Origin of the sequence: Novosphingobium sp. PhB57 (genome assembly GCF_004342985.1) — a bacterium.
Classification (GTDB): Bacteria; Pseudomonadota; Alphaproteobacteria; order Sphingomonadales; family Sphingomonadaceae; genus Novosphingobium.
Window position 1 is genome coordinate 50,192 of sequence record NZ_SMBO01000003.1, and the last position, 19,621, is coordinate 69,812.

General features: G+C 65.3%; 15 protein-coding genes. 8 read left to right on the forward strand and 7 right to left on the reverse strand.

Going from position 1 to position 19,621, the window contains the following annotated elements; genetic code table 11:
- Window positions 1-4 precede the first annotated feature (4 nt).
- Complete coding sequence (locus EDF58_RS11075) at window positions 5-868, forward strand: shikimate 5-dehydrogenase (RefSeq protein WP_132265438.1); 864 nt, start codon at window positions 5-7, stop codon at window positions 866-868.
- Window positions 869-910: 42 nt separating this feature from the next.
- Here EDF58_RS11075 and EDF58_RS11080 read toward each other — a convergent pair whose 3' ends face one another.
- Window positions 911-2,050: an acyl-CoA dehydrogenase family protein gene (locus EDF58_RS11080; RefSeq protein WP_132265440.1), complete on the reverse strand. Its 1,140-nt coding sequence runs from the start codon at window positions 2,048-2,050 to the stop codon at window positions 911-913.
- A 145-nt stretch (window positions 2,051-2,195) separates the two neighbouring features.
- Between EDF58_RS11080 and EDF58_RS11085 the strand changes: the two genes are divergently transcribed.
- Window positions 2,196-3,428 (forward strand): LysR family transcriptional regulator, encoded by a 1,233-nt coding sequence (locus EDF58_RS11085; RefSeq protein ID WP_132265442.1) that lies wholly within the window; start codon window positions 2,196-2,198, stop codon window positions 3,426-3,428.
- Between the two features lie 6 nt (window positions 3,429-3,434).
- On the opposite strand, the gene EDF58_RS11090 is transcribed toward EDF58_RS11085, so the two are convergent.
- From EDF58_RS11090 to EDF58_RS11110, 5 genes are all read right to left on the reverse strand, one after another.
- Window positions 3,435-4,919: an aldehyde dehydrogenase family protein gene (locus tag EDF58_RS11090; protein ID WP_132265444.1), complete on the reverse strand. Its 1,485-nt coding sequence runs from the start codon at window positions 4,917-4,919 to the stop codon at window positions 3,435-3,437.
- Between the two features lie 27 nt (window positions 4,920-4,946).
- Entirely contained in the window at window positions 4,947-6,575 is a 1,629-nt protein-coding gene (locus EDF58_RS11095; protein WP_132265446.1) for a GMC family oxidoreductase N-terminal domain-containing protein, read from the reverse strand.
- Window positions 6,572-7,927 (reverse strand): MFS transporter, encoded by a 1,356-nt coding sequence (locus tag EDF58_RS11100; protein WP_243654190.1) that lies wholly within the window; start codon window positions 7,925-7,927, stop codon window positions 6,572-6,574. Before EDF58_RS11100 ends, EDF58_RS11095 begins: the two co-directional genes overlap by 4 nt.
- A gap of 94 nt (window positions 7,928-8,021) precedes the next feature.
- A complete protein-coding gene (locus EDF58_RS11105) occupies window positions 8,022-8,954 on the reverse strand; it encodes a PDR/VanB family oxidoreductase (protein ID WP_132265448.1) in 933 nt (310 codons plus the stop codon).
- A gap of 149 nt (window positions 8,955-9,103) precedes the next feature.
- Window positions 9,104-10,417, reverse strand: coding sequence for a Rieske 2Fe-2S domain-containing protein (locus EDF58_RS11110; RefSeq protein ID WP_243654191.1), 1,314 nt, complete (start codon window positions 10,415-10,417; stop codon window positions 9,104-9,106).
- 249 nt (window positions 10,418-10,666) lie between these two features.
- Between EDF58_RS11110 and EDF58_RS11115 the strand changes: the two genes are divergently transcribed.
- The 5 genes from EDF58_RS11115 to EDF58_RS11135 all read left to right on the forward strand — a co-directional run bounded on the left by EDF58_RS11115 (window position 10,667) and on the right by EDF58_RS11135 (window position 16,923).
- Entirely contained in the window at window positions 10,667-12,946 is a 2,280-nt protein-coding gene (locus EDF58_RS11115) for a TonB-dependent receptor (protein ID WP_132265450.1), read from the forward strand.
- A gap of 69 nt (window positions 12,947-13,015) precedes the next feature.
- A complete protein-coding gene (locus EDF58_RS11120; RefSeq protein ID WP_132265452.1) occupies window positions 13,016-13,795 on the forward strand; it encodes an SDR family NAD(P)-dependent oxidoreductase in 780 nt (259 codons plus the stop codon).
- Between the two features lie 140 nt (window positions 13,796-13,935).
- Window positions 13,936-14,982: an aromatic ring-hydroxylating dioxygenase subunit alpha gene (locus EDF58_RS11125; RefSeq protein WP_132265454.1), complete on the forward strand. Its 1,047-nt coding sequence runs from the start codon at window positions 13,936-13,938 to the stop codon at window positions 14,980-14,982.
- Window positions 14,982-16,235: a Bcr/CflA family efflux MFS transporter gene (locus tag EDF58_RS11130; RefSeq protein WP_132265455.1), complete on the forward strand. Its 1,254-nt coding sequence runs from the start codon at window positions 14,982-14,984 to the stop codon at window positions 16,233-16,235. Before EDF58_RS11125 ends, EDF58_RS11130 begins: the two co-directional genes overlap by 1 nt.
- Complete coding sequence (locus EDF58_RS11135) at window positions 16,228-16,923, forward strand: MerR family transcriptional regulator (protein ID WP_132266151.1); 696 nt, start codon at window positions 16,228-16,230, stop codon at window positions 16,921-16,923. The genes EDF58_RS11130 and EDF58_RS11135 overlap by 8 nt, the downstream gene beginning before the upstream one ends.
- Before the next feature lie 36 nt (window positions 16,924-16,959).
- On the opposite strand, the gene EDF58_RS11140 is transcribed toward EDF58_RS11135, so the two are convergent.
- Window positions 16,960-18,060 (reverse strand): NAD(P)-dependent alcohol dehydrogenase, encoded by a 1,101-nt coding sequence (locus tag EDF58_RS11140; RefSeq protein WP_132265457.1) that lies wholly within the window; start codon window positions 18,058-18,060, stop codon window positions 16,960-16,962.
- 216 nt (window positions 18,061-18,276) lie between these two features.
- On the opposite strand from EDF58_RS11140, the gene EDF58_RS11145 reads away from it, so the two are divergent.
- Window positions 18,277-19,578: a cytochrome P450 gene (locus tag EDF58_RS11145; protein WP_132265459.1), complete on the forward strand. Its 1,302-nt coding sequence runs from the start codon at window positions 18,277-18,279 to the stop codon at window positions 19,576-19,578.
- The last annotated feature ends 43 nt before the right edge of the window (window positions 19,579-19,621 follow it).

The window sequence follows — 19,621 nt, forward strand, 5'->3', positions numbered from 1 at the left end:
CCCAATGACTGCCTTCCGCGAAAAACAATCGATCGGCCGCGACACGCAGCTGTGCATGTCGCTGTCCGGTCGCCCCGGCAACGCCGGCTCGCGCCTGCACAATACGCTCTACGGGCTGCTGGGGCTGGACTATATCTACAAGTCTTTCACCACGACCGACCTTCCCGCCGCGATCGGCGGTATCCGGGCCCTGGGCATTCGCGGCTGCGCGATCTCGATGCCGTTCAAGGAAGCTGTCATTCCCTTGCTTGACGGCCTTGAGGATTCCGCTCGCGCCATCGACAGCGTGAACACCATCGTCAACGACGGCGGGGTGCTGACCGGCTACAACACCGACTATACCGCCGTGCGCGACCTCGTGTCCCGGCGCGGCATCGATCCGGCGACGCCGTTCCTGCTGCGCGGCAGCGGCGGCATGGCGAAGGCAGTGGCCGCGGCGCTGCGCGATCTCGGCTTCCGGGACGGCACGATCGTCGCGCGCAATGCCGAGGCAGGACAGGCGCTTGCCCGGCAATACGGGTTTGGCTGGCTTCCCGAACTGCCTGAACAGGGCGCGGCGATGTTGATCAACGTGACCCCGCTCGGCATGGAAGGCGCTCAGGAAAGCGAACTGGCCTTCACCGCCGGGCAGATCGCGGCTTGCGAGGTGGCATTCGATGTCGTGGCGCAGCCGGCGGAAACACCGTTTATCAAGGCGGCGCTCGCGGCAGGGAAAATCGTCATCTCGGGGGCCGAAGTGATCGTGCTTCAGGCCGTCGAGCAATTCGTGCTCTACACCGGCATCCGTCCGGACGCCGATGCGGTGATCGAAGCAGCCACTTTCGCTCACGGCTCAAACGTCGCCGCGCGGCTGCGCGACGCCGTTTGATGCGGCGACCAGGTCACCGGTTCCGAAGTTCCATCCCGATCGTCAGCGAAGCAGTTCCTTCGCGATCGTGTTGCGCTGGATTTCCGAGGAGCCCTCGTAGATCCGGGTGATGCGGATGTCGCGATAGAGGCGCTCCACCGCGAAGCCGCGGCAGTAGCCGGTGCCGCCGAAGATCTGGACGGCCGTATCGACCGTGCGGCTGCCCGCCTCCGTCGCGAAGAGCTTCGCCATCGAGGCAAGTTCGCGGCGCTTGTCGCCCTGGTCATAGCGCCAGGCAGCGTCGAGCAGGATCAGCCGCGCCGCGCGCATGTCGGTCGCCATGGTGGCGATGTAGTGGCGGATTGCCTGGAAGTCCGAGATCACGCCGCCGAAAGCGGGGCGCTGCTTCGATTCTTCGATGGCAAGCTGGAGCGCGAATTCGCCCATGCCCACCGCCGTCGCGCCGACGTTCATGCGGCCCTCGTTAAGCCCTTCCAGCGCATAGCGGAAACCCTGTCCCTCTTCGCCGAGCAGAGCGTCGGCGGAAACCTGGCAATTGTCGAAGCTCAGTTCGAACACGCCCGGCGTGGCCGTGCCCATCAGTTCGATGGTGCCGGTCACCGAGAAGCCGGGGGTGTCCGCCGGCATGAGGAAGGCGGAGATACCGCCCCGCGTGCCGGCCGACTTGTCGGTATAGGCATAGACGATCACGTACTTGGCCTTCTTCCCGTTGGAAATGAAGGTCTTGCTGCCGTTGATGACCCAGCCGTCAGCATTGCGAACGGCGGTCGTGCGCATGGAACCGGGATCGGAACCGGAGTTGGGTTCGGTCAGCGCGAAGGCGATGCCGATTTCGCCGCTGGCCATGCCGGGCAGGAGCTGTTCGCGCTGGGCCTGGCTGGCGTGGTAGATGATGTTCTTGGCGCCTGGGCCCATCAGCGGACGCAGCTCGGTCCAGAACTGGGGGGGCAGGTGGGCCAGTTCGATCTGCACCGCCGCCTGCGCCAGCGCGCCGAGGCCGAGGCCGCCGTATTCTTCCGGCAGGGCCATGCCGAAGTAGCCGTTCTCCACCAGAGTCTGACGCACGATCGGCGGAACTTCGCCGGTCTCCACGAACTGCTGTTCCAGCGGCAGCAGGTCGCGGACGATGTCGCGGGTGACGTCACAGATGTTCCGGACGTCTTCGGGAAGTTCGAAATCCACGGAAAGCCTCTCCTTTTCGCCTGGACGGGCCATCGCCCGTCACGAGTCATTGACCTAATGGTCGTACCATTCAATATATAGGCCGTCCACGCGATTTTTTACGGGCTTGGTGGGCAAGTCCCCATGGCGTAGAGCATTGGAGTCCATGACGACCGATCCGTTCGACCTGAACCTGCGGCACTTGCGCGCGCTTCTCGCGATCCGCGAGCATGGCAGCATCACGGCCGCAGCCGATGTCGTCAGCCTCTCGCAACCGGCGCTGACGCAGGGCCTTGCCAAGCTGGAGCAGCAGTTCGGTTACACGCTGTTCGAACGGCGTTCGGGCGGGATGGTGATGACCCCGATGGGGGAGATCGTCATCGAACGCGCGACCCTGGCGCTCGAACATCTCTCCACGGCGGCGAAGGGGCTTTCGGCGGTCTTCGCCCATCCCGAACGGTTGATGACGATGACGCAGCTTCGCGCTTTCATGGCGCTGGCCGAGGCGGGAAGTTTCTCCGCCGCCGCCCAGTCCACCGGTCTGTCGCAGACGGCCGTGCACCGCGCGGTCGGCGATCTGGAACACATGATCGGCGGCAAGCTGCTCGAACGGCGGGGCCGGGTGGTCTGGCTCAATCCGGCGGGCAAGAAACTGGCGCGCGGGGCGCGCCTCGCCAGTGCCGAGATCGCCGCCGCCATTGCCGATCTGGGCCTCGACAGCCGCAGCGGGAGCGAGTTGATCGCGTTCGGCGCGCTGCCTCTGGCGCGACCCTATCTTGCGCCTGCCGCCATGGCGGGGCTTGCGCGAGAAGAACCGCGTGCCGCATTCAAGGTGCTGGAAGGCAGTTGGCGCGAATTGGTGGAGCCGCTGCGCGACGGCGTGATCGACATGGTGGTCGGCGCGCTGCGGCCTTACGAGATCGCTGACCTTTACCAGATGCCGCTGGTGGAGGACCGTCTCGTGATCGCGGCCGGAAGCCAGCATCCGCTTTCGGGCGTGGAGCGGCCGACGATGGAGCAGCTTTCGGCATTTCCCTGGATCGTCGCGCCGGCCAACTCGCCCTTGCGCGAGCAGTGGCAGGAACTGTTCGAAGGCCGCGCTCTGCCGCCCACTCCCATCGAATGCGGATCGGTGATGATAATCGGCCGCCTGTTGACTGACGGCGATTTCCTGACGCTGCTCTCGCCCGATCAGGTTGCGTTGCAGATACGCAGCGGGCTTCTTACCCAGATCGGCGCGCCGCTCGAACACAGTCGCCGCGTCGTCGGCATCACCACGCGGCGGAGTTGGCGGCCCACCGCGATCCAGCGGCGTTTCCTCGACCTGCTGAAGGAAAGCGCGGGGCAGATCCGTTCGGACTTCACCCAGCCCGACTTGCGCGCGTCGGGCTGGGTCTAGTCTCGATCAGTCGAGGTTGATCCACACGGCCTTGGTTTCGAGATATTCCTCGATGTGATGCGGGCCGGACTCGCGGCCGAAGCCGCTGACCCCGAAGCCGCCGAACGGCACGCCCGGATCGAGCATCTGGTAGCAGTTCACCCAGACCGAACCGGCGCGGATGCCCCGCGCCATGCGGTGGGCCGTCGAAAGATCGCGCGTCCAGACGCCGCTGCCAAGGCCGAACGGCGTGGCATTGGCGCGTTCCAGAACTTCCTCGGCGGTGTCGAAGGAGAATGCCGAAAGTACCGGGCCGAAGATCTCCTCCTGCGCGATGGTCATGCCGTCCTGCACGTCAGTGAAGATCGTCGGTGCGACGAAGAAGCCATCGTCGTAGCCGGGCCCTGCAAGACGAGAGCCGCCGACCAAGGCTTGCGCGCCTTCGCCGCGGGCACCTTCGATATAGCCCAGGATCTTGTCCATCTGCGGGGCCGAGACGACCGGGCCGATCTGCGTCTGGGGATCGAGCGGATCGCCGACCCGGATCGTGCGGGTGAAGGCGGCAAGGCGCTCCATGAATTCCTCGCGGATCGAGGACTGGACGAAAAGGCGCGTGCCGGCGCTGCAGATCTGGCCGGAATTTGCAAAGACGGCCATGGCGGCGGCCGGTACCGCCTTGTCGAGATCGGCATCGGCGAAGACGATGTTGGGCGACTTGCCGCCCAGTTCGACCGTCACGCGCTTCATGGTCGGCGCGGCGGCCTTGATGATCTTCTCGCCCACGCCGGTCGATCCGGTGAAGGCGATCTTGTCGACGCCGGGATGGGCCGAGAGCGCCGCGCCTGTATCGCCGAGGCCGGTGACCACGTTGATGACGCCTTCCGGTACGCCCGCTTCCAGGCAGAGTTCGGCAAAGCGCAGCGCCGAAAGCGGGGTCTGCTCGGCGGGCTTCATCACCAGCGTGCAGCCGCTCGCCAGGACCGGGCCGGTCTTCCACACGGCCATGCCGACCGGACCGTTCCACGGATTGATCGCGGCGACAACGCCAACCGGCTCCTTCAGGGTGTGGGACAGCACGTCGCCGGGCGCGGAATTGTTCAGCGTATCGCCTGCGATCAGCGTTGCCTGCCCGGCATAGTAGCGCAGCAGCGCGGCGGCGCGCGTCTTGCCGAGCACGGTACGGGACAGCGGCGCGCCGAGGTCGAGCGTGTCGAGCATCGCCAGTTCGTCGTAATGCGCTTCGACGAGGTCGGCGAGGCGCAGCATGACACGCTGGCGCTCGGCAGGCTTCATGCGGCGCCATGGCCCCTCCAGCGCCGCGCGCGCGGCTTTGACCGCGCGGTCGACATCCTCGGCATCGCCCTGCGCGACCATCGCGAGCAGTTCGCCGGTCGCCGGGTTGCGGGTCTCGAACCGCTTGCCCGAGGCGGCGGCCACGCGGCGGCCGCCGATCAGCATGTCCTGCTCCATCGTTTCGAGCAGGGCAGGGCGGGCGATAGAGGTCAGTTCCATGTCGGTTTCCTTGGAATGGAGCGCCGGTCAGGCGGCGATGTTGGAGCGGGCGGCGTCTTCGAGAATGAAGCGCGCGGCGCGTTCGGCGATCATCATGGTGGGGGCGCTGGTGTTGCCGCTGATGATCTCGGGCATGACGGAGGCATCGACCACACGCAGGCCCGAGACGCCGCGCACCCGCAGGCGGCCGTCGACTACGGCCATCGGATCGGAATCCGGTCCCATCTTGCAAGTCCCGGTGGGGTGGTAGGCGGTGTTGACGATCCTGCGGAGCGCGGCATCGATCTCGGCGTCGCTCTGGAGCTGCGCGCCGGGCTCTATCTCCGCGCCGGTGAGGGGCGCGAGTGCGGGTTGGGCAAAGATGCGCCGCGCTTCGCGGAAGCCGGCGATCAGCGTCTTCATGTCGTAGGGATCGGCGAAGAAGTTGGGATCGATCACCGGCTTGTCCTCGGGCCGGTTGCTGGCAAGGCGCACCGATCCGGCGCTGCGCGGGCGCAGCAACTGGACCAGCCCCATGTAGCCGTGACGGCGCGGAATGGAGCGCGCGTCGAGCTTCAGGCCGACGAGGAAGGTGATCTGGATATCCGGTCGTCCGCTGCCGTCTGTGCAAAGGAAGCCCCCGCATTCCGCGACGTTCGAGGCAAGCATGCCGGTGCGGTTGACGAGATATTGCAGCGGGCTGGCGAGAATGCGCGGCAGCGACTTGGCTGAGACAGCGTAGGATTCCCCGCTCGGGTTTTCCATCGCGACATGGACGGTGGGGTGGTCCTGGAGATGCGCGCCGACGCCCGGAAGGTCATGGAGCGTCTCGATGCCCACGTCCCGAAGATGGTCTGCCGGGCCAATGCCGGAGAGCATCAGCAATTGCGGGGAATTGGTCGCGCCCGCGCAAAGAACGATTTCACGCCGGGCTCCCACGATGCTGCGTGCGCCTTGACGCTCGATCTCGATCCCGATCGCGCGGCCACGATCGAACACGATCTTGCGCACCAGAGTCTCGTCGAGCACGGTCAGGTTGGGGCGCTTCAGCACAGGATGCAGGAACGCGCGGGCGCTCGACAGGCGGGTGCCCTTGCGCTGGTTGAGGTCGTAGCGGCCGAAGCCGTCCTTGCGCTCTCCGGCGAAATCGTCGTTGCGATAGTGCCCGGCCTGTTCGGCGGCATCGAGAATGGCGCCCGTCACCGGGTTGAAGGAGCGTGGCTTCTGCACGTCGAGTTCGCCGCCTTTACCGTGCCACGGCTTGTCGGGGCCTGCATAGTTCTCGACTGCCTTGAACGCCGGCAGCACGTCATCGTAGGACCAGCCTGCGTTGCCGGCGGCTTCCCAGGCCTCGTAGTCCTCCTTCTGGCCGCGAATGTAGACGCCGCCGTTGATCGCGCTGCATCCGCCCAGCAGCTTGCCGCGCGGGAAGTTGATCGTGCGGTTGCCGACCGCGGCGTTGCCTTTCAGCGCCTGCTTCCAGTTGGTCTGGTCGCTCGGCAGCAGGAAGATGTTGCCCACCGGCATGACGGTCTTGAGATTTACCGGCCACTTCCGGTCGGACGGTCCCGCTTCGATCAGCGCAACGCGGTTGGCGGGATCGGCGGAGAGGCGGTTGGCCATCAGGCTGCCCGCCGAACCGGAGCCGATCACGATATAGTCGAAGCTGTCGTTCACGCGGTCATTTCCTTGCGAGCGAATGAGGAGCGGCCGAGCGGCGGTACATGTCCGCGCACGGCGATGAAACCCAGGGCATTGACGAGCATGAGCGCGGCCAGGACCCCGAAGAACAGGAAATTGCCGCCGCCGATAAGGCCTGCGCCCGCGACCGAGCTGACGATGGCCCCGGCGCGTCCGGCGGCGCCCATAAGGCCCAGACCGCGTGCGCGCACCGCTGTCGGGAACGCATGGGCGCCCACGGCGAACATCGCCGACTGGGCGGCGCTGGCGAAGAGGCCCAGCGCGCCCAGGCCTGCCAGCACGGCTATCTCGTTGCTGCCCCCGCTCGTCTTCAGGAAGGCGAGGAACAGGCATGCTGCAGCGCCGACCAGCGCCATCAGGATGAGCGTGGGGCGTGAGCCGAAGCGCATGATCGACAGCGAAGCGCCGATGGCGCCCAGCGTGCCGCCGATGTTGAAGCTGGTAAGCCCGAGGCTCGCCGAGGCGAGACTGAAGCCGGAGGAGAACAGCAGCGTCGGCGACCAGTTGAACATGAGGTAGATCATGAACATGCCGGAGAACATCGCCAGCGAAAGCGCGAGGCTGTCCCGCAGCAGCTTTCCTTGCAGAAGCGCGCCGAACCCCGCGGCTTCGCCCGCTTCCGCGGTGCCGGGGCCGCTGCGCAGCGGTGCATGGCCGATCCGGCGCATCAGCCGTTCGTACTGCGCGCGGCGCTCGGGACGGCTTTCGAGGAAACGCGGGGATTCGGGCAGTATGAAGTGGAGCAGCACGGTGAAGGCGATGGTCGCGGCGCCCGCCAGATAGAACAGCCAGCGCCAGCCGAGTACCGGCAGCACCGCCGCTGCCGCGATCCCGCCGAGGATGCCGCCGATCGAGACGCAGACGACCCCGAACGTCACCGCCACGCTGCGCCAGCGGGTCGGCGTGAATTCCGCGATCATGGCGCTGGCCGTTCCAGGCACGCCGCCGAGGCCGACTCCGGCCAGGGTCTTGAGCGCGGCAATGTGCCAGAGGCTGGTGCTCGCGCCGGTCAGCAGTGTCGCTACCCCGAACAGGGCAACCCCTGCCAGCAATGCGCCGCGCCGTCCGAAACGGTCGCCGATATAGCCCGCTGCCAGCGTGCCCACCGCCATGCCCACGAAGCCGAGCGCAAAGACGCCGCCGAGCGCCTCGCGCCCGATCGCCCACTCTTTCAGCAGCGACGGCGCGGCGAGGCCGAGCATCTGGTTGTCGAGACCGTCAAGGACGACGGTCGCCGCTATCATCAGAACCGTCCATACCTGGAAGGACGACATCGGTGCGTCGTCCAGCAAGCCCTTCGCGTCCCGGTCTGTCGCGATGATCGCCACAGCTTCTCCTCTTCATGGGGTCTCTGCCCCTTTTTGTTATCGCCGGGATGGCCGATCCCGCTGTTGGTGGCCGATCTATCAGATGTCGAGCATGTCAGATGTCGAGTACGAGACTGGCTGTCTTCGCGCCCGAACAGCAGACCATGATGGAGCGATTGGCCGCCTTTTCGTCTTCGCTCAGAAAGTGGTCGCGGTGGTCGGGAATGCCGCCCAGAACCTTGACCTCGCAAGTGCCGCAGACGCCTTCGGAGCAGGCGAAGCCGACATCGACCCCGGCGCCGAGCAGGGCGTCCAGCATCGTCTCGCCCTCGCTGACCGTCAGCGTCTTGCCGCTGCGCGCGAGTTCGAGGGTATAGCCGCCCTCGGTCGCCAGTTCGGTCTCGGCCGAGAAGTATTCGATATGGGCATGGCCCTTGGGCCGCGCGGCATTGGTGGCGACAAAAGCGTCGAGCATGCCGTTCGGGCCGCAGCAGTAGAGATGCGCATCGGCGGGGGCAGCGGCACAGATCGCGGCAAGGTCGAGCCGCTGCGCGCCGGGCATTCCGTCGTAGACGACGTTGACGCGGTCATGGTCCTCGATCCGCTCGACATAGGCGGCGCGTTCGGGCGTGGCGGCGACATAGTGCAGTTCCCAGGAGCGACCCAGCTTTTCGAGGCGGGCGATCATGGGCAGCATCGGCGTGATGCCGATACCACCGGCGACCAGCACGGTATGCGATGCATCCTCGACCATCGGGAAGTTGTTCTTGGGCTCGGAAATCTCAACGCGCTCGCCCACCCGCCATTCCTGGTGGATGTGCTTCGAGCCGCCGCGACTGTCGATCGCGTGGTGGACGGCAATCTCGTAATAGCCGCGAATGGCGGGATCGTTGACCAGCGAATAGCTGCGGGCAAGACCGGGCTTGAGCTGGACGTCAATATGCGCGCCGGGGTCGAAGGCAGGCAGCAGGCCGCCGCCGACGGGTTCGAGCACGTAGGAATTGATGCCTTCCGCTTCCCAGCGAATGGTCCGAATGAATGCCTGCATCACACTCTCCTTGAGGCACGATGCGTCCGGTGGCCACCCCGGTGCGCGATGGATCGGCGCCCGATGGAGACCCTCATGCGTCTCGTCACCCTCTGTCCTTTTCTATCGGGCGGGACGGTGCATGGATCGCACCCTCCCGCCGGTTTTGATTACTCTGCCGCTTCTGCCGTTTCAGGCCAGCGGACGGCCTTGGCAAGCGCGGACTCGTAGGCGTTCTGCAGGCTGTCCTGCGGATCGTGCAGGAACGATCCGGCGCGGGCGCGGTAGAAGATCGAGGGATCCTCGACGCCCGGCGGCACCACGCCCTTGTTGGCGAAGGCGCGCGCGGCGATGAGCGCGCGCCGGCGGACGCGGGCGATCATCTGGTCGGTCGGGGCCAGGTTCTCGAAGCTGTGGTCGGTGATCGGGCCCATGCTCTCCGTCACCGCCTGGTCCTGCATCGTGATGTTGGCGATGCCGGTGAACTGGGTGCCGTTGCGCTGGGATTCGCGGTCGATCGCCCAGTCGTTGGCCTCGCTGTCGGGCGAACGCCAGCGGCCGAACCAGTCGGTGGTCTGGGGCGCATATTCCAGCGGGCCGAACAGCGGCGTGCCGTCCTTGAGCGTGGACGTATAGGCCGGGTTGCCGGCATCGACGCCGCAAGTGATGTCGAACAGCATCGAATGCTCGTCGTCCATCGGCACCCACGCGCGGGCAATGGCGCGGGTGGCGAAACGGTTGTTGGGCGTCTGCGTCCAGAATGGGAACATGTAGTGCGCCACGCGCCATGACATCTGCCCGTCGTCGTTAGGGCGGTAGCCACCGTACATCACGCCCCAGTCCGACTGGAGCACTTCGTATTCGGGCGCGCGGTTGAGTACGGTCGGGCGCATCGGGTGATCTTCGTCGAGATCCTCGGCTTCGATCGAGCCGACGTGGAGGAAGCCGACGTGGCTGGTGTCGATATCGCCTTCCAGCGCCTGGAGCCAGTTGCAGTCGCGCTGGAGGCACCAGATCTCGGCATCGGCGTGCATGGTCGCCTCGATCTCGGGAAGCGGCGGCGGGCTCGCCTGGTTCTCGCCCATGTAGACCCAGATCAGGCCGTTCGCCTCGTGTGTCTTGTAGGCCTTGGCGTGGACCTTTTCCTTGAAGTCCATGCGGGCGGGCACCGAGGGCATGTCCACGCACTTGCCGTCCACGTCGAACTTCCAGCCGTGATAGACGCAGCGGATGCCATTCTGCTCGTTGCGGCCCACGAACAGCGAGGCGCAGCGGTGCGGGCAGCGGTGGTCCATGATGCCCACCCGGCCGGAGCTGTCGCGGAAGGCGATCAGCTTTTCGCACAGGATCATCAGGCGCACCGGATCGCCGTCGGCCTTCACCTCGGAGGAGAGGCAGGCAGGCATCCAGTACTGCCGCATGAAGGAACCCATGACGGTTCCGGGGCCAACGCGGGTGAGGTCGGTGCTGTCTTGTGGCTGCATGGTTCAGGCTCTTCCTTGGTCGTCTTCGATCGCCTCGACCGTCCTCCTGAAGCTTGTCCTTCAGGTGAGGAGGCGGCGGTTCTCGTTTGCCCATTCGAGCTAGCCGCAGATTTCCGCCAACCCCAATCGGAATATGGTCTTACCATTCGAAAACCGGGATGAAACTATTGCAAGGCTTGGCGTTTGCCGCTTCTCAGCGTCTCAAGGCGGCAGGGAAGCCGCGATAAAGCCCTTGGGGAGATGCCATCCATGACATTCAAGTATATGACTTCCGCGGCCGCTTGCGCCCTGTCTACTATAACGATTGCACCGGCTTTCGCGCAATCGGAGGCCTCTGCCGACGCCGCGCCGGCCGAACCCTTGGCCGACAATGCCGGTGCCGCTCAGCGCCCCAGCGTCGATTCGCAGGATATCATTGTCACCGCCCAGCGCCGCGCCTCCACCGTGCGCGAGGTTCCCTTCTCCATTGCTGCGTTCGGCGGCGAGCAGCTCCGCACCGATCAGGTGTTCAGCCCCACCGCTCTCACGCAGCAGATGCCGGGCATCACCATCAACACCTCTGACAAGTCGCTTTCGATCGTGGCGATTCGCGGCAACGTCTCCACGTTCCGCACGGCGACGCTGGACACCCCGGTCGCCTATTTCATGGATGACATCTACTATGTGTTCAACAACGACCTGAACGCGAACTTCTACGATATCGAGCGTGTCGAAGTGCTGCGCGGGCCGCAGGGCACTCTGTTCGGCCGCAACGTGGTGGGCGGTGCGATCGCCGTCATCAGCAAGAACCCGGAATTCAAGGACGACTACTTCCTCCAGGGCACCGGCGGCAACGCCGGCTACTTCCGCAGCGAGGGCATGGTGAACACCACGCTCGTAGAGGACAAGATTGCCGCGCGCTTCTCGTTCAGCACCGAGACTTCGGACGGCCAGATCGATACGCCCAACCAGTCGGGCAGCTACGGAAAGACGGACGGCTATGCCATGCGCGGCAAGCTGCTGTTCCAGCCCACCGATACGCTGAAAGTCGTGCTTTCGGGCGATTACAGCTACACCAAGGGCAATGGCGGCGCCATCGGCCTGGGGATCGGCGGCAACCAGGTCGTGCCGGCGACCTTCGGTGACTTCACCAATGACGAGTGGGTGAACAACGACTATGCGGCCTCGCCCTATCGCCAGCGCCTGCGCGGCGGCTATCTGCGCGGCGATCTCGACCTGCTGGGCGGCACGCTGACTTCGATCACGGGCTACCGCATGAACGACAGCCGGGCGACCAACGACGACGTGCCGGTCGGCACCGAAGTGCCGGTGTTCGACCGCCGCCAGGTGGTGCGCAACCGCAGCTTCACGCAGGAAGTGCGCTTCGCTTCGGCGCCGGGCGTGCTGTCCTACGTGGTGGGGGCCTATTACCTCTCGGCCGACGTCTCGACCGAGAATATCTTCAATTACAGCCCGCTGCCCGGCTCGGCCGTGCCTGCCAGCATCCGCCGCAATCCCGGTGTGACTAACATCACCCGCGTACAGGACGGCGACGTGCGCAGCCTGGCGGTGTTCGGGGAGGCGACGCTGAAGGTCACCGACCAGATTTCGGTCGTGGCGGGCGGGCGTTACACTTCAGACCGCAAGAAGATCGACTATCATGCCTTCTCGACCACCGATGCAGGCGCCATCCCGGGCTTCGGTTTCCCCGGTGAAGTGATTGCCTCGGGCGGGAAGACCTGGAACGCCTTCACCCCGCGCTTCACGGTCAAGTACGAGCCTTTCGACAAGGTGAATCTCTACGCGACTTACGCCAAGGGCTTCAAATCGGGCGGCTTCGTGGACAACGCCTATCGCGATCCCACCATCCCGCTCGCACCCGAACATGCCGAAAACTACGAAGTCGGCGCCAAGACCCGCCTGTTTGGCGACATGCTGGACTTCAACGTCGCCCTGTTCCACCAGAAGACCAAGGACCTCCAGAACTTCTCCGGCGCAGGCGGCATCGCCCATACCTATAACGGCACGCTCAAGATGAAGGGCTGGGAAATCGAATCCGTGCTGCGGCCGATGGACGGACTGCGCCTGACGGGGAACTATACCCACCTCATCGGCAAATATACTTCGCTGGAAGACCCGCTGGTCGGCCTCGACTACTCCGGCAATCCCGCGAAGTTCGCGCCGCGTGACGCCTTCACCATCGGTGCGAGCTATCAGGCACTTCTCGGCAATGGTGCCAGCCTGACACCGCAGGTGGACTTCAACTATTCCGCGCGCATCTCGACCGACGATGCGAACACGCTGCGTCTGTACCAGAACCTCTACGACGATACCCGAGGACGCACGCTCAACGCGCGCCTGAACTACGAGTCTTCCGATGGGCGCCTGACCCTGGGCATCTGGGGCAAGAACCTCACCAACAACTACCAGATCGTCAATGCCGACGACATCACCGCCTTCCTCGCGGTGCCGGGCAACGGCACGACCTACTGGAAGATCTTCACCAACACGCCGCGCACTTACGGCATCACTCTCAGCATTCGGCGCTGACGGCCTGGCGGGGAGCGGTGCGCCGTTCCCCGCCTTTTTCAATGAAATTCAGGTATCAAGGAAATCGTGATGACCGTGCCGACCCAGCTTCCTTCCAACGGCAGCTTCTCCTTTTCAGGGCGCACCGCGCTCGTCACCGGCGGGGGCCGCGGGGTGGGCGAGGCCGTTGCGCGCGAGATCCATGCGGGCGGGGGCAGGGTGGCCGTAAGCGATTTCGATCTGGACGCTGCCGAAGCGGTGGCGCGCTCGCTCGATCCTTCGGGCGAGACCGCCATGGCTATCGCGCTCGACGTTCGCAGCAAGGACGATTTCCTCTCCGCGCGTGACCGGATCGCGAACGCGTGGGCGCGGGTCGATATCGTCGTCAACAACGCCGGTCTCGCGCGCCGCACGCCGACGCAGGATATCAGCCCGGAGGAATTCGACGAGATCGTCGCCATCAACATGCGCAGCGTGTTCCTCAGCTGCCAGATCTTTTCCGAGCACATGAAGGCGAACGGTTATGGCCGCATCGTCAACGTCACTTCGCTGGCGGGCCAGAACGGTGGCACCGTCGCCTCGCCGCATTATGCGGCCTCGAAGGCGGGCGCGATCATGCTCTCGAAGTACTTCGCGCGCTACCTTGCGGGAACCGGCGTGACCGTCAACGCCATCGCGCCCGGCCCGATCGACACCGCCAAGGGCCGGCTTTCGGAAGAACAGATCGCCCGCGTGGAGGCGGAAGTGCCGGTCGGCCGCTTCATGGAAGTGGGCGAGATCGCCGCTGCCGTCGCACTGGTCGCCTCGGATCGCGGCGGGTTCTTCGTGGGGGCCACGCTCGACATGAACGGCGGCCTCTACCTCCGGTAAGCGCATGGCAAACCGGCGCTCGTCCCGCTTTTCCAATGGCTTTATTCAATTGCGATTGGAGGCGGGATTTCCGCCGGGATAGCTTCTATCCGTAAAGCAATCCGGACGGCGGCAAGACCGATCCGGACAAGGAGAGTCTCATGTTCATTCGCAACACCTGGTACGTCGCCGCCTTTGCTGCCGAGATCGAGCCCGGCAAGACCCTGGCGCGGCGGTTTCTGAATGAACCGGTCGTGCTCTTCCGCACCTCGGACGGCCAGATCGCCGCGCTGGAGGACCGGTGCAGTCACCGCGCCATGCCGCTGAGCGCGGGCCATGTCGAAGGCGATGTCATCCGCTGCTGCTACCACGGCGTCGAATTCAACCGCCTGGGTGCCTGCACGCGCATCCCCAACCAGACCCGCATCCCGCCCTCGGCCAATGTCCGCCACTATCCGGTGCTGGAAAAGGACCACCTGATCTGGATCTGGATGGGAGACGAGGCGCTGGCCGATCCCTCCACCGTGATCGACAGTCCCGAGCACAACGATCCGGCCTGGACCTGGCGCCCCTACAACTTCCATGTGAAGGCCGACTGGCAGCTCATCATCGACAACATCATGGACCTGACGCACGTCCCCTACATCCACGCGCGTACCATCGGCGGCAATCCGGAACAGCATTACGGCGCCGACACCAAGGTGGAGTTCGACGGCAACAAGGTGACGCTGCTGCGCAAGATGCCCAACTCGGTTCCGCCGCGTTCCTACATCGACGCCGGCGGCTTCAAGGGCCGGGTCGATCGCTGGCAGGAAGTGCGCTTCGAACCGCGCGTGGGCATGACCTGCCGCGTCAATGCGGGCGGCTGCGATGTCGGGACCGGAGCCTATGAAGGCAAGCGCGATAACGGCTTCATGCTTGCCAACAACCATTTCATCACGCCTGAGACCGACCGGACCAGCCACTACCTCTGGACCATCTGCACCACCGCCTCGAAGGAAAGCGGCGTGCCCGAGGTGCTGTTCGACCAGTTCTTCGACACCATCACCGAGGATGAGGAAACGCTCCAGGCGCAGCAACTGCGCATCGATGATGCACCGCATCGCGGCTTCGTGGGTATCGCCAGCGATGGCGCGGTCAACCAGGCCCGCCGCGTCCTGAGCAATCTCTTCGAGGCGGAGCAGGGCGAACTCGTCGCCGCCGAGTAATGCCTGCCGGTTCGGGTGAGGCCAGTCTGAGCAAGGCCGGAATCGGCGCCCCCGCAAGGGTGCCGGTCTGGCTGCTCGGATCGATGACACTGAGCGGAACGCTCGGCATCCATATTTTCGCCCCCGCGCTGGTAGTCGCCGCGCAGGCCTTCGGTGCTCGCAACGCCGAACTGCAACTCGGTATCAGCCTCTACATCTGGGGTCTCGCTTTCGGGCAGCTCGTGCATGGCCCACTGTCCGACCGCTTCGGCCGGCGGCCTGTCCTGATTGCCGGCAGCGCCGTCTTCACATTGGCAAGCCTCATCGCGGCAACGGCGTTTTCGGCGAGCTTCTTCAACGTGTGCCGGTTCGCGCAGGCGCTGGGCGGCAGCGCGGGAATGGTGATCGCCCGGACCATCGTGCGCGACGTAAGCACGCAGGAAGGCTCGACCGGCAGCCTCGCCAAGCTCAACCTGATGATTCTGGTCGGGCCGGGGCTGGGCCCGGTGATCGGTGGGTTCCTGGTCACTCACGCGGGCTGGCAATCCATCCTGATCCTGCTGGGACTGTCGGGCGCGCTCAACACTGCTGCGATCGTCTCGCTCCTGCCGGAGACCGGTACGCCGCGTTCGGCAACGACACGGAGCGTGCTGGGAAACTATGTGCGGCTGGTCACCTCGGGTCATTTCGCGGCCTACGCGATTGGTGGCGGCTGCGTCACCACGGGCTGGTATGCCTTCCTCAGCGCTGCGCCGCTCATCTACCAGCAGCGCTTCGGACTGACGCCCGATGCGAGCGGCATGCACCTTGGCGTGGTGGTGGCCGGGGCCTGGATCGGCAGTTTTACCGCCTCGCGGCAGAGCCAGCGCTGGTCGGCGCCCCGGATGCTGGCACTGGGATGCCGGCTGTCGCTGGGCGCGGCCTTTGGGCTGCTGGCGGCATTCCTTTCCGGCCTTGCCAGTCCGGTCCTCGTGACGGGGCTGATGTTCCTCTTCACCTGCGGCGTCGGTCTTGCCGGACCGGCGGCACTGGCGCTGGCCACGTCCGTCGATCCCGCCGCCTTCGGATCGGCTTCGGGGCTTTATGGAGCGATCCAGATGGCCGTTGGCGCGCTGGCGGCGGCAGGGGCAAGTTTCGGGCGAGACGGCGCGATGACGGCCATCGCGATCCTGATCGGCTGCGAGATCGCCGCGCTGTGCCTGTTCGCAGGCCGGGCGCGCCGCATTGCGAAGGCCCCCGTGCCATGCTCTAAACGTGCCCATGAAGATGCGTGAGCTTGAACAACGCACCGGCGTGCATCGGGAGGTGATCCGCCTCTATTTGCGCAGCGGTGTCATCCCGGAGCCGGACCGGCCCAAGCGCACGGTCGCGATCTACCGCGAGGATCATGTCCAGGCGATCGCCACGGTCCGCAAGCTCCAGCATGAAAGTCGCCTCAGCCTGTCGCAGATCAAGGCGCTGATGGAGGGCGGCGGCCAGCAGCCCCGCGTCGATACGACGGCGCTGGACCAGCTGGAACAACTCGTGGCGCACCGCGCGGGCGAGGACCAGGGGCCGGTCACGGTCGCCTCGCTGCTGGAAACCTATCCTTCCGCCGCCTCGGATACCCGCATCCTCGCGGCCATCGGCGTCCTTGCGGTGATTGAGACGCCTGACGGCGATGCACTATCCATTTCCGATGCTCAGATGGTCCGCATCTGGGGGGACATGCGCAAGGCCGGCTTCGACGCGCATCTGGACTACACCCCCGAGGTGCTGGGTTTCTATGTCGAAGCGGCGGACTTCGTCGGCAAGTGGGAAGCCACGACCTTCCTCGAACGCGTGACCGGGCGGGTGGAAGTGGGCGAGGCGGCCGATCTGGTAGAGCAGGCACTGCCGCTGATGCTCGATTTCTTCGGTGTCCTGCGCCAGCGCGCGTTCTTCCGTCACTTCGACGCGATCAGGGGGCAGGCGGAAGCCTGAGACCGGACAGCCTTCGAGGCCGCCCGGTCCATCGGGTCACATCGTCAGCACGGCCTTGACGCAGCGGCCCGCGTGCTGGTCTGCAACGGCCTCGTTGATCCGGTCGAGCGGATAAGTGCGGATCATCCGGTCGAACGGGAAGTGCCCGGCGGCATGGAGTTCGATCAGTCTGGGCAAGAATTCCTGCGGGTCGGCGTTCCCTTCGGTCACCCCGCAGACCTTCAGGCCGAGCGAGAGCATGTGCAGGAGATTGAGCGAGATTGCGGCGTCCGCGCTGCGCGGTACGCCGACCATGGCGAGGCGCCCCAGCACGGCCATAGCGCCCATTCCGTCCTCGATCACCCCCGGCACGCCCGAGGTGTCGAGCATGGCTTTGGCGCCTGACGGCAGGATGGCACGGACCTGCTCGGCCAGCGGTCCCTCAGCGGGATCGAGGGCATGGGTTGCGCCAAGATCGAGCGCCATCTCACGCCGCGATGCAAGCGGGTCGGAGACGATGATCGCGTGCGCTCCGGCATAGGCAGCGGCCATCACCCCGCTCAGGCCCACCGGCCCGGCGCCCGTCACCAGCAGGCTCTCACCCGGCTTGACATCAAGGGCGTTGAGCACGGCACCCGCCCCGGTCATGATCCCGCAGCCGAGCGGCCCGAGCAGCGCCAGCGGCGCTTCCCTGGGCACTTTCACCAGATTGCGCGCGGCGGCGATGGCGTGAGTGGCGAAAGACGATTGCCCGAAGAAATGGCTGCTGACGTCGTGGTCGCCGTCGTGGATGCAGGTGCTGCCGTCCATCCGGCGCCCACCGAAATTCAGCGCGGCGAAGTCCTGGCAATAGGCGGGTTCGCCGGCGTCGCACTGCGGACATGCCCGGCATGCGGCGAAGCCCAGGATGACGCTGTCACCCACTTTCAGCGTCGTCACTTCTGCTCCCACTACCTCAACGATACCCGCACCCTCATGACCCAGAACGGCGGGTAGCGGCACCGGCAGGATCTGGTCGCGCACGACGAGGTCGGTATGGCACAGGCCCGTTGCGACGACTTTCACGAGCACTTCGTCGGGTCGCAGCCCTGAAAGCGTGAGCGTCTCGACGGCGAAGTCCTCGCCCGGGCGGTGAACCACTGCTGCACGAATTTCCATGGCGCATCTCTCTCCTATTCGATCTTCGCCTCGCCATTCGATTAGCGGGATGGTCCTATGGCTGATCGGTGCTTTGGGCGCCGGGAAACAGCCATCCTTGGCATTTCATCCCTCGAATGGTCGGACCTATATCTACGATTGACCTCAGGCCCTGTCCATAGTTACGTGTATGTAACACGCAATTGACGGCGGAACCAACCGCCCGAGGGAGAGCCCATGACCGTTTCGCTCGATACCGAGAGCTGCCCCGTCATACCGGAGGAGATCGCACGCATCGTGATCTCGCCCAGATCCTACACCGACGACGCGCTGATCTACGGCACCTTCCGCTGGCTGCGGGAGAACATGCCGCTGGCCAAGGCGCACGTCCCGGGTTTCGATCCGATCTGGATCGTCACCAAGCACGCGGACATTCGCGAGGCCGAGCGCAATTCGAAGCTGTTCCGCAACGCCGATTTCAACCCGGTGCTGAACGACCGGGCCTCCGATGAGTTCACCCGCTCGATCAACGGCGGATCGACGAAAATCATTTCCTCGCTGACCTACATGGACGGCAAGGAACACGCTTCCTATCGCAACCTCACGTCGAACTGGTTCCTGCCGGGCCGGGTCAGCCAGCTTGAGGAACAGGTGCGCCGTCTTGCGCGCCAGTCGGTCGAGAACCTGCTCAGCTTCGATGGCGAGTGCGATTTCGTGCGTGACTTCGCGCTGCACTATCCGCTCCGGGTGATCATGACGCTGTTCGGTGTTCCGCCCGAAGACGAGCCGCGCATGCTCAAGTTGACGCAGGAATTCTTCGGCGTCCACGACCCCGAGGAGCAACGGCCCGAGATGGTTGCCGACCCGGTGGCCGGGGCAAAGATGTGGGCTGCTGCGCTGGAAGACTTCTACGCCTATTTCGACGATCTCAGCGCCAAACGCTGTGCGGAACCGACCGACGACCTGCTTTCGCTGATCGCCAATTCCCGCATCAACGGCGAGCCGATCCCGCGCGCGGAGGCCAACGGATACTACGTCGCCATCGCGACGGCCGGACACGATACGACCTCGTCCTCCACAGCCGGCGGCCTGCACGGCATGATCGTGAACCCGGAGAATTTCGCCAAGGTGAAGGAGGACCCCGGCCTGATCCCCGGTCTGGTGGACGAGGCAATCCGCTGGACCAGCCCGGTCAAGCACTTCATGCGCAATGCGGCGGAGGATACCGTCCTGCGCGGGCAGTCGATCAAGGCGATGGACCGCCTGATGATGTGCTACCCCTCCGGCAACCGTGACACCGACGTGTTCGTCGATCCCGACCGGTTCGACATCACCCGCTCATCCAATAAGCACGTCGCCTTCGGGTTCGGGCCGCATATGTGCCTCGGCCAGCACCTTGCCAAGCTGGAGATGCGGGTGCTGTTCCAGGAGCTGCTGCCGCACCTGAAATCCGTGGAACTCGCGGGCGATCCGCGCCTGGTCGAGACCAATTTCGTCGGGGGCTACAAGTCTCTGCCGATCCGCTTCGTCAAAAATTGAGGAGTACCGGCCCGGCATGGGATCGGGCCGAGACAAGAACAGT

Coding starts and splice junctions, on each gene's coding strand:
- EDF58_RS11075 (WP_132265438.1), top strand. CDS start 5: ATGACTGCCTTCCGCGAAAAACAATCGATCGGCCGCGACACGCAGCTG.
- EDF58_RS11085 (WP_132265442.1), top strand. CDS start 2,196: ATGACGACCGATCCGTTCGACCTGAACCTGCGGCACTTGCGCGCGCTT.
- EDF58_RS11090 (WP_132265444.1), bottom strand. CDS start 4,919: ATGGAACTGACCTCTATCGCCCGCCCTGCCCTGCTCGAAACGATGGAG.
- EDF58_RS11105 (WP_132265448.1), bottom strand. CDS start 8,954: ATGCAGGCATTCATTCGGACCATTCGCTGGGAAGCGGAAGGCATCAAT.
- EDF58_RS11110 (WP_243654191.1), bottom strand. CDS start 10,417: ATGCAGCCACAAGACAGCACCGACCTCACCCGCGTTGGCCCCGGAACC.
- EDF58_RS11115 (WP_132265450.1), top strand. CDS start 10,667: ATGACATTCAAGTATATGACTTCCGCGGCCGCTTGCGCCCTGTCTACT.
- EDF58_RS11120 (WP_132265452.1), top strand. CDS start 13,016: ATGACCGTGCCGACCCAGCTTCCTTCCAACGGCAGCTTCTCCTTTTCA.
- EDF58_RS11125 (WP_132265454.1), top strand. CDS start 13,936: ATGTTCATTCGCAACACCTGGTACGTCGCCGCCTTTGCTGCCGAGATC.
- EDF58_RS11130 (WP_132265455.1), top strand. CDS start 14,982: ATGCCTGCCGGTTCGGGTGAGGCCAGTCTGAGCAAGGCCGGAATCGGC.
- EDF58_RS11135 (WP_132266151.1), top strand. CDS start 16,228: ATGCGTGAGCTTGAACAACGCACCGGCGTGCATCGGGAGGTGATCCGC.
- EDF58_RS11140 (WP_132265457.1), bottom strand. CDS start 18,060: ATGGAAATTCGTGCAGCAGTGGTTCACCGCCCGGGCGAGGACTTCGCC.
- EDF58_RS11145 (WP_132265459.1), top strand. CDS start 18,277: ATGACCGTTTCGCTCGATACCGAGAGCTGCCCCGTCATACCGGAGGAG.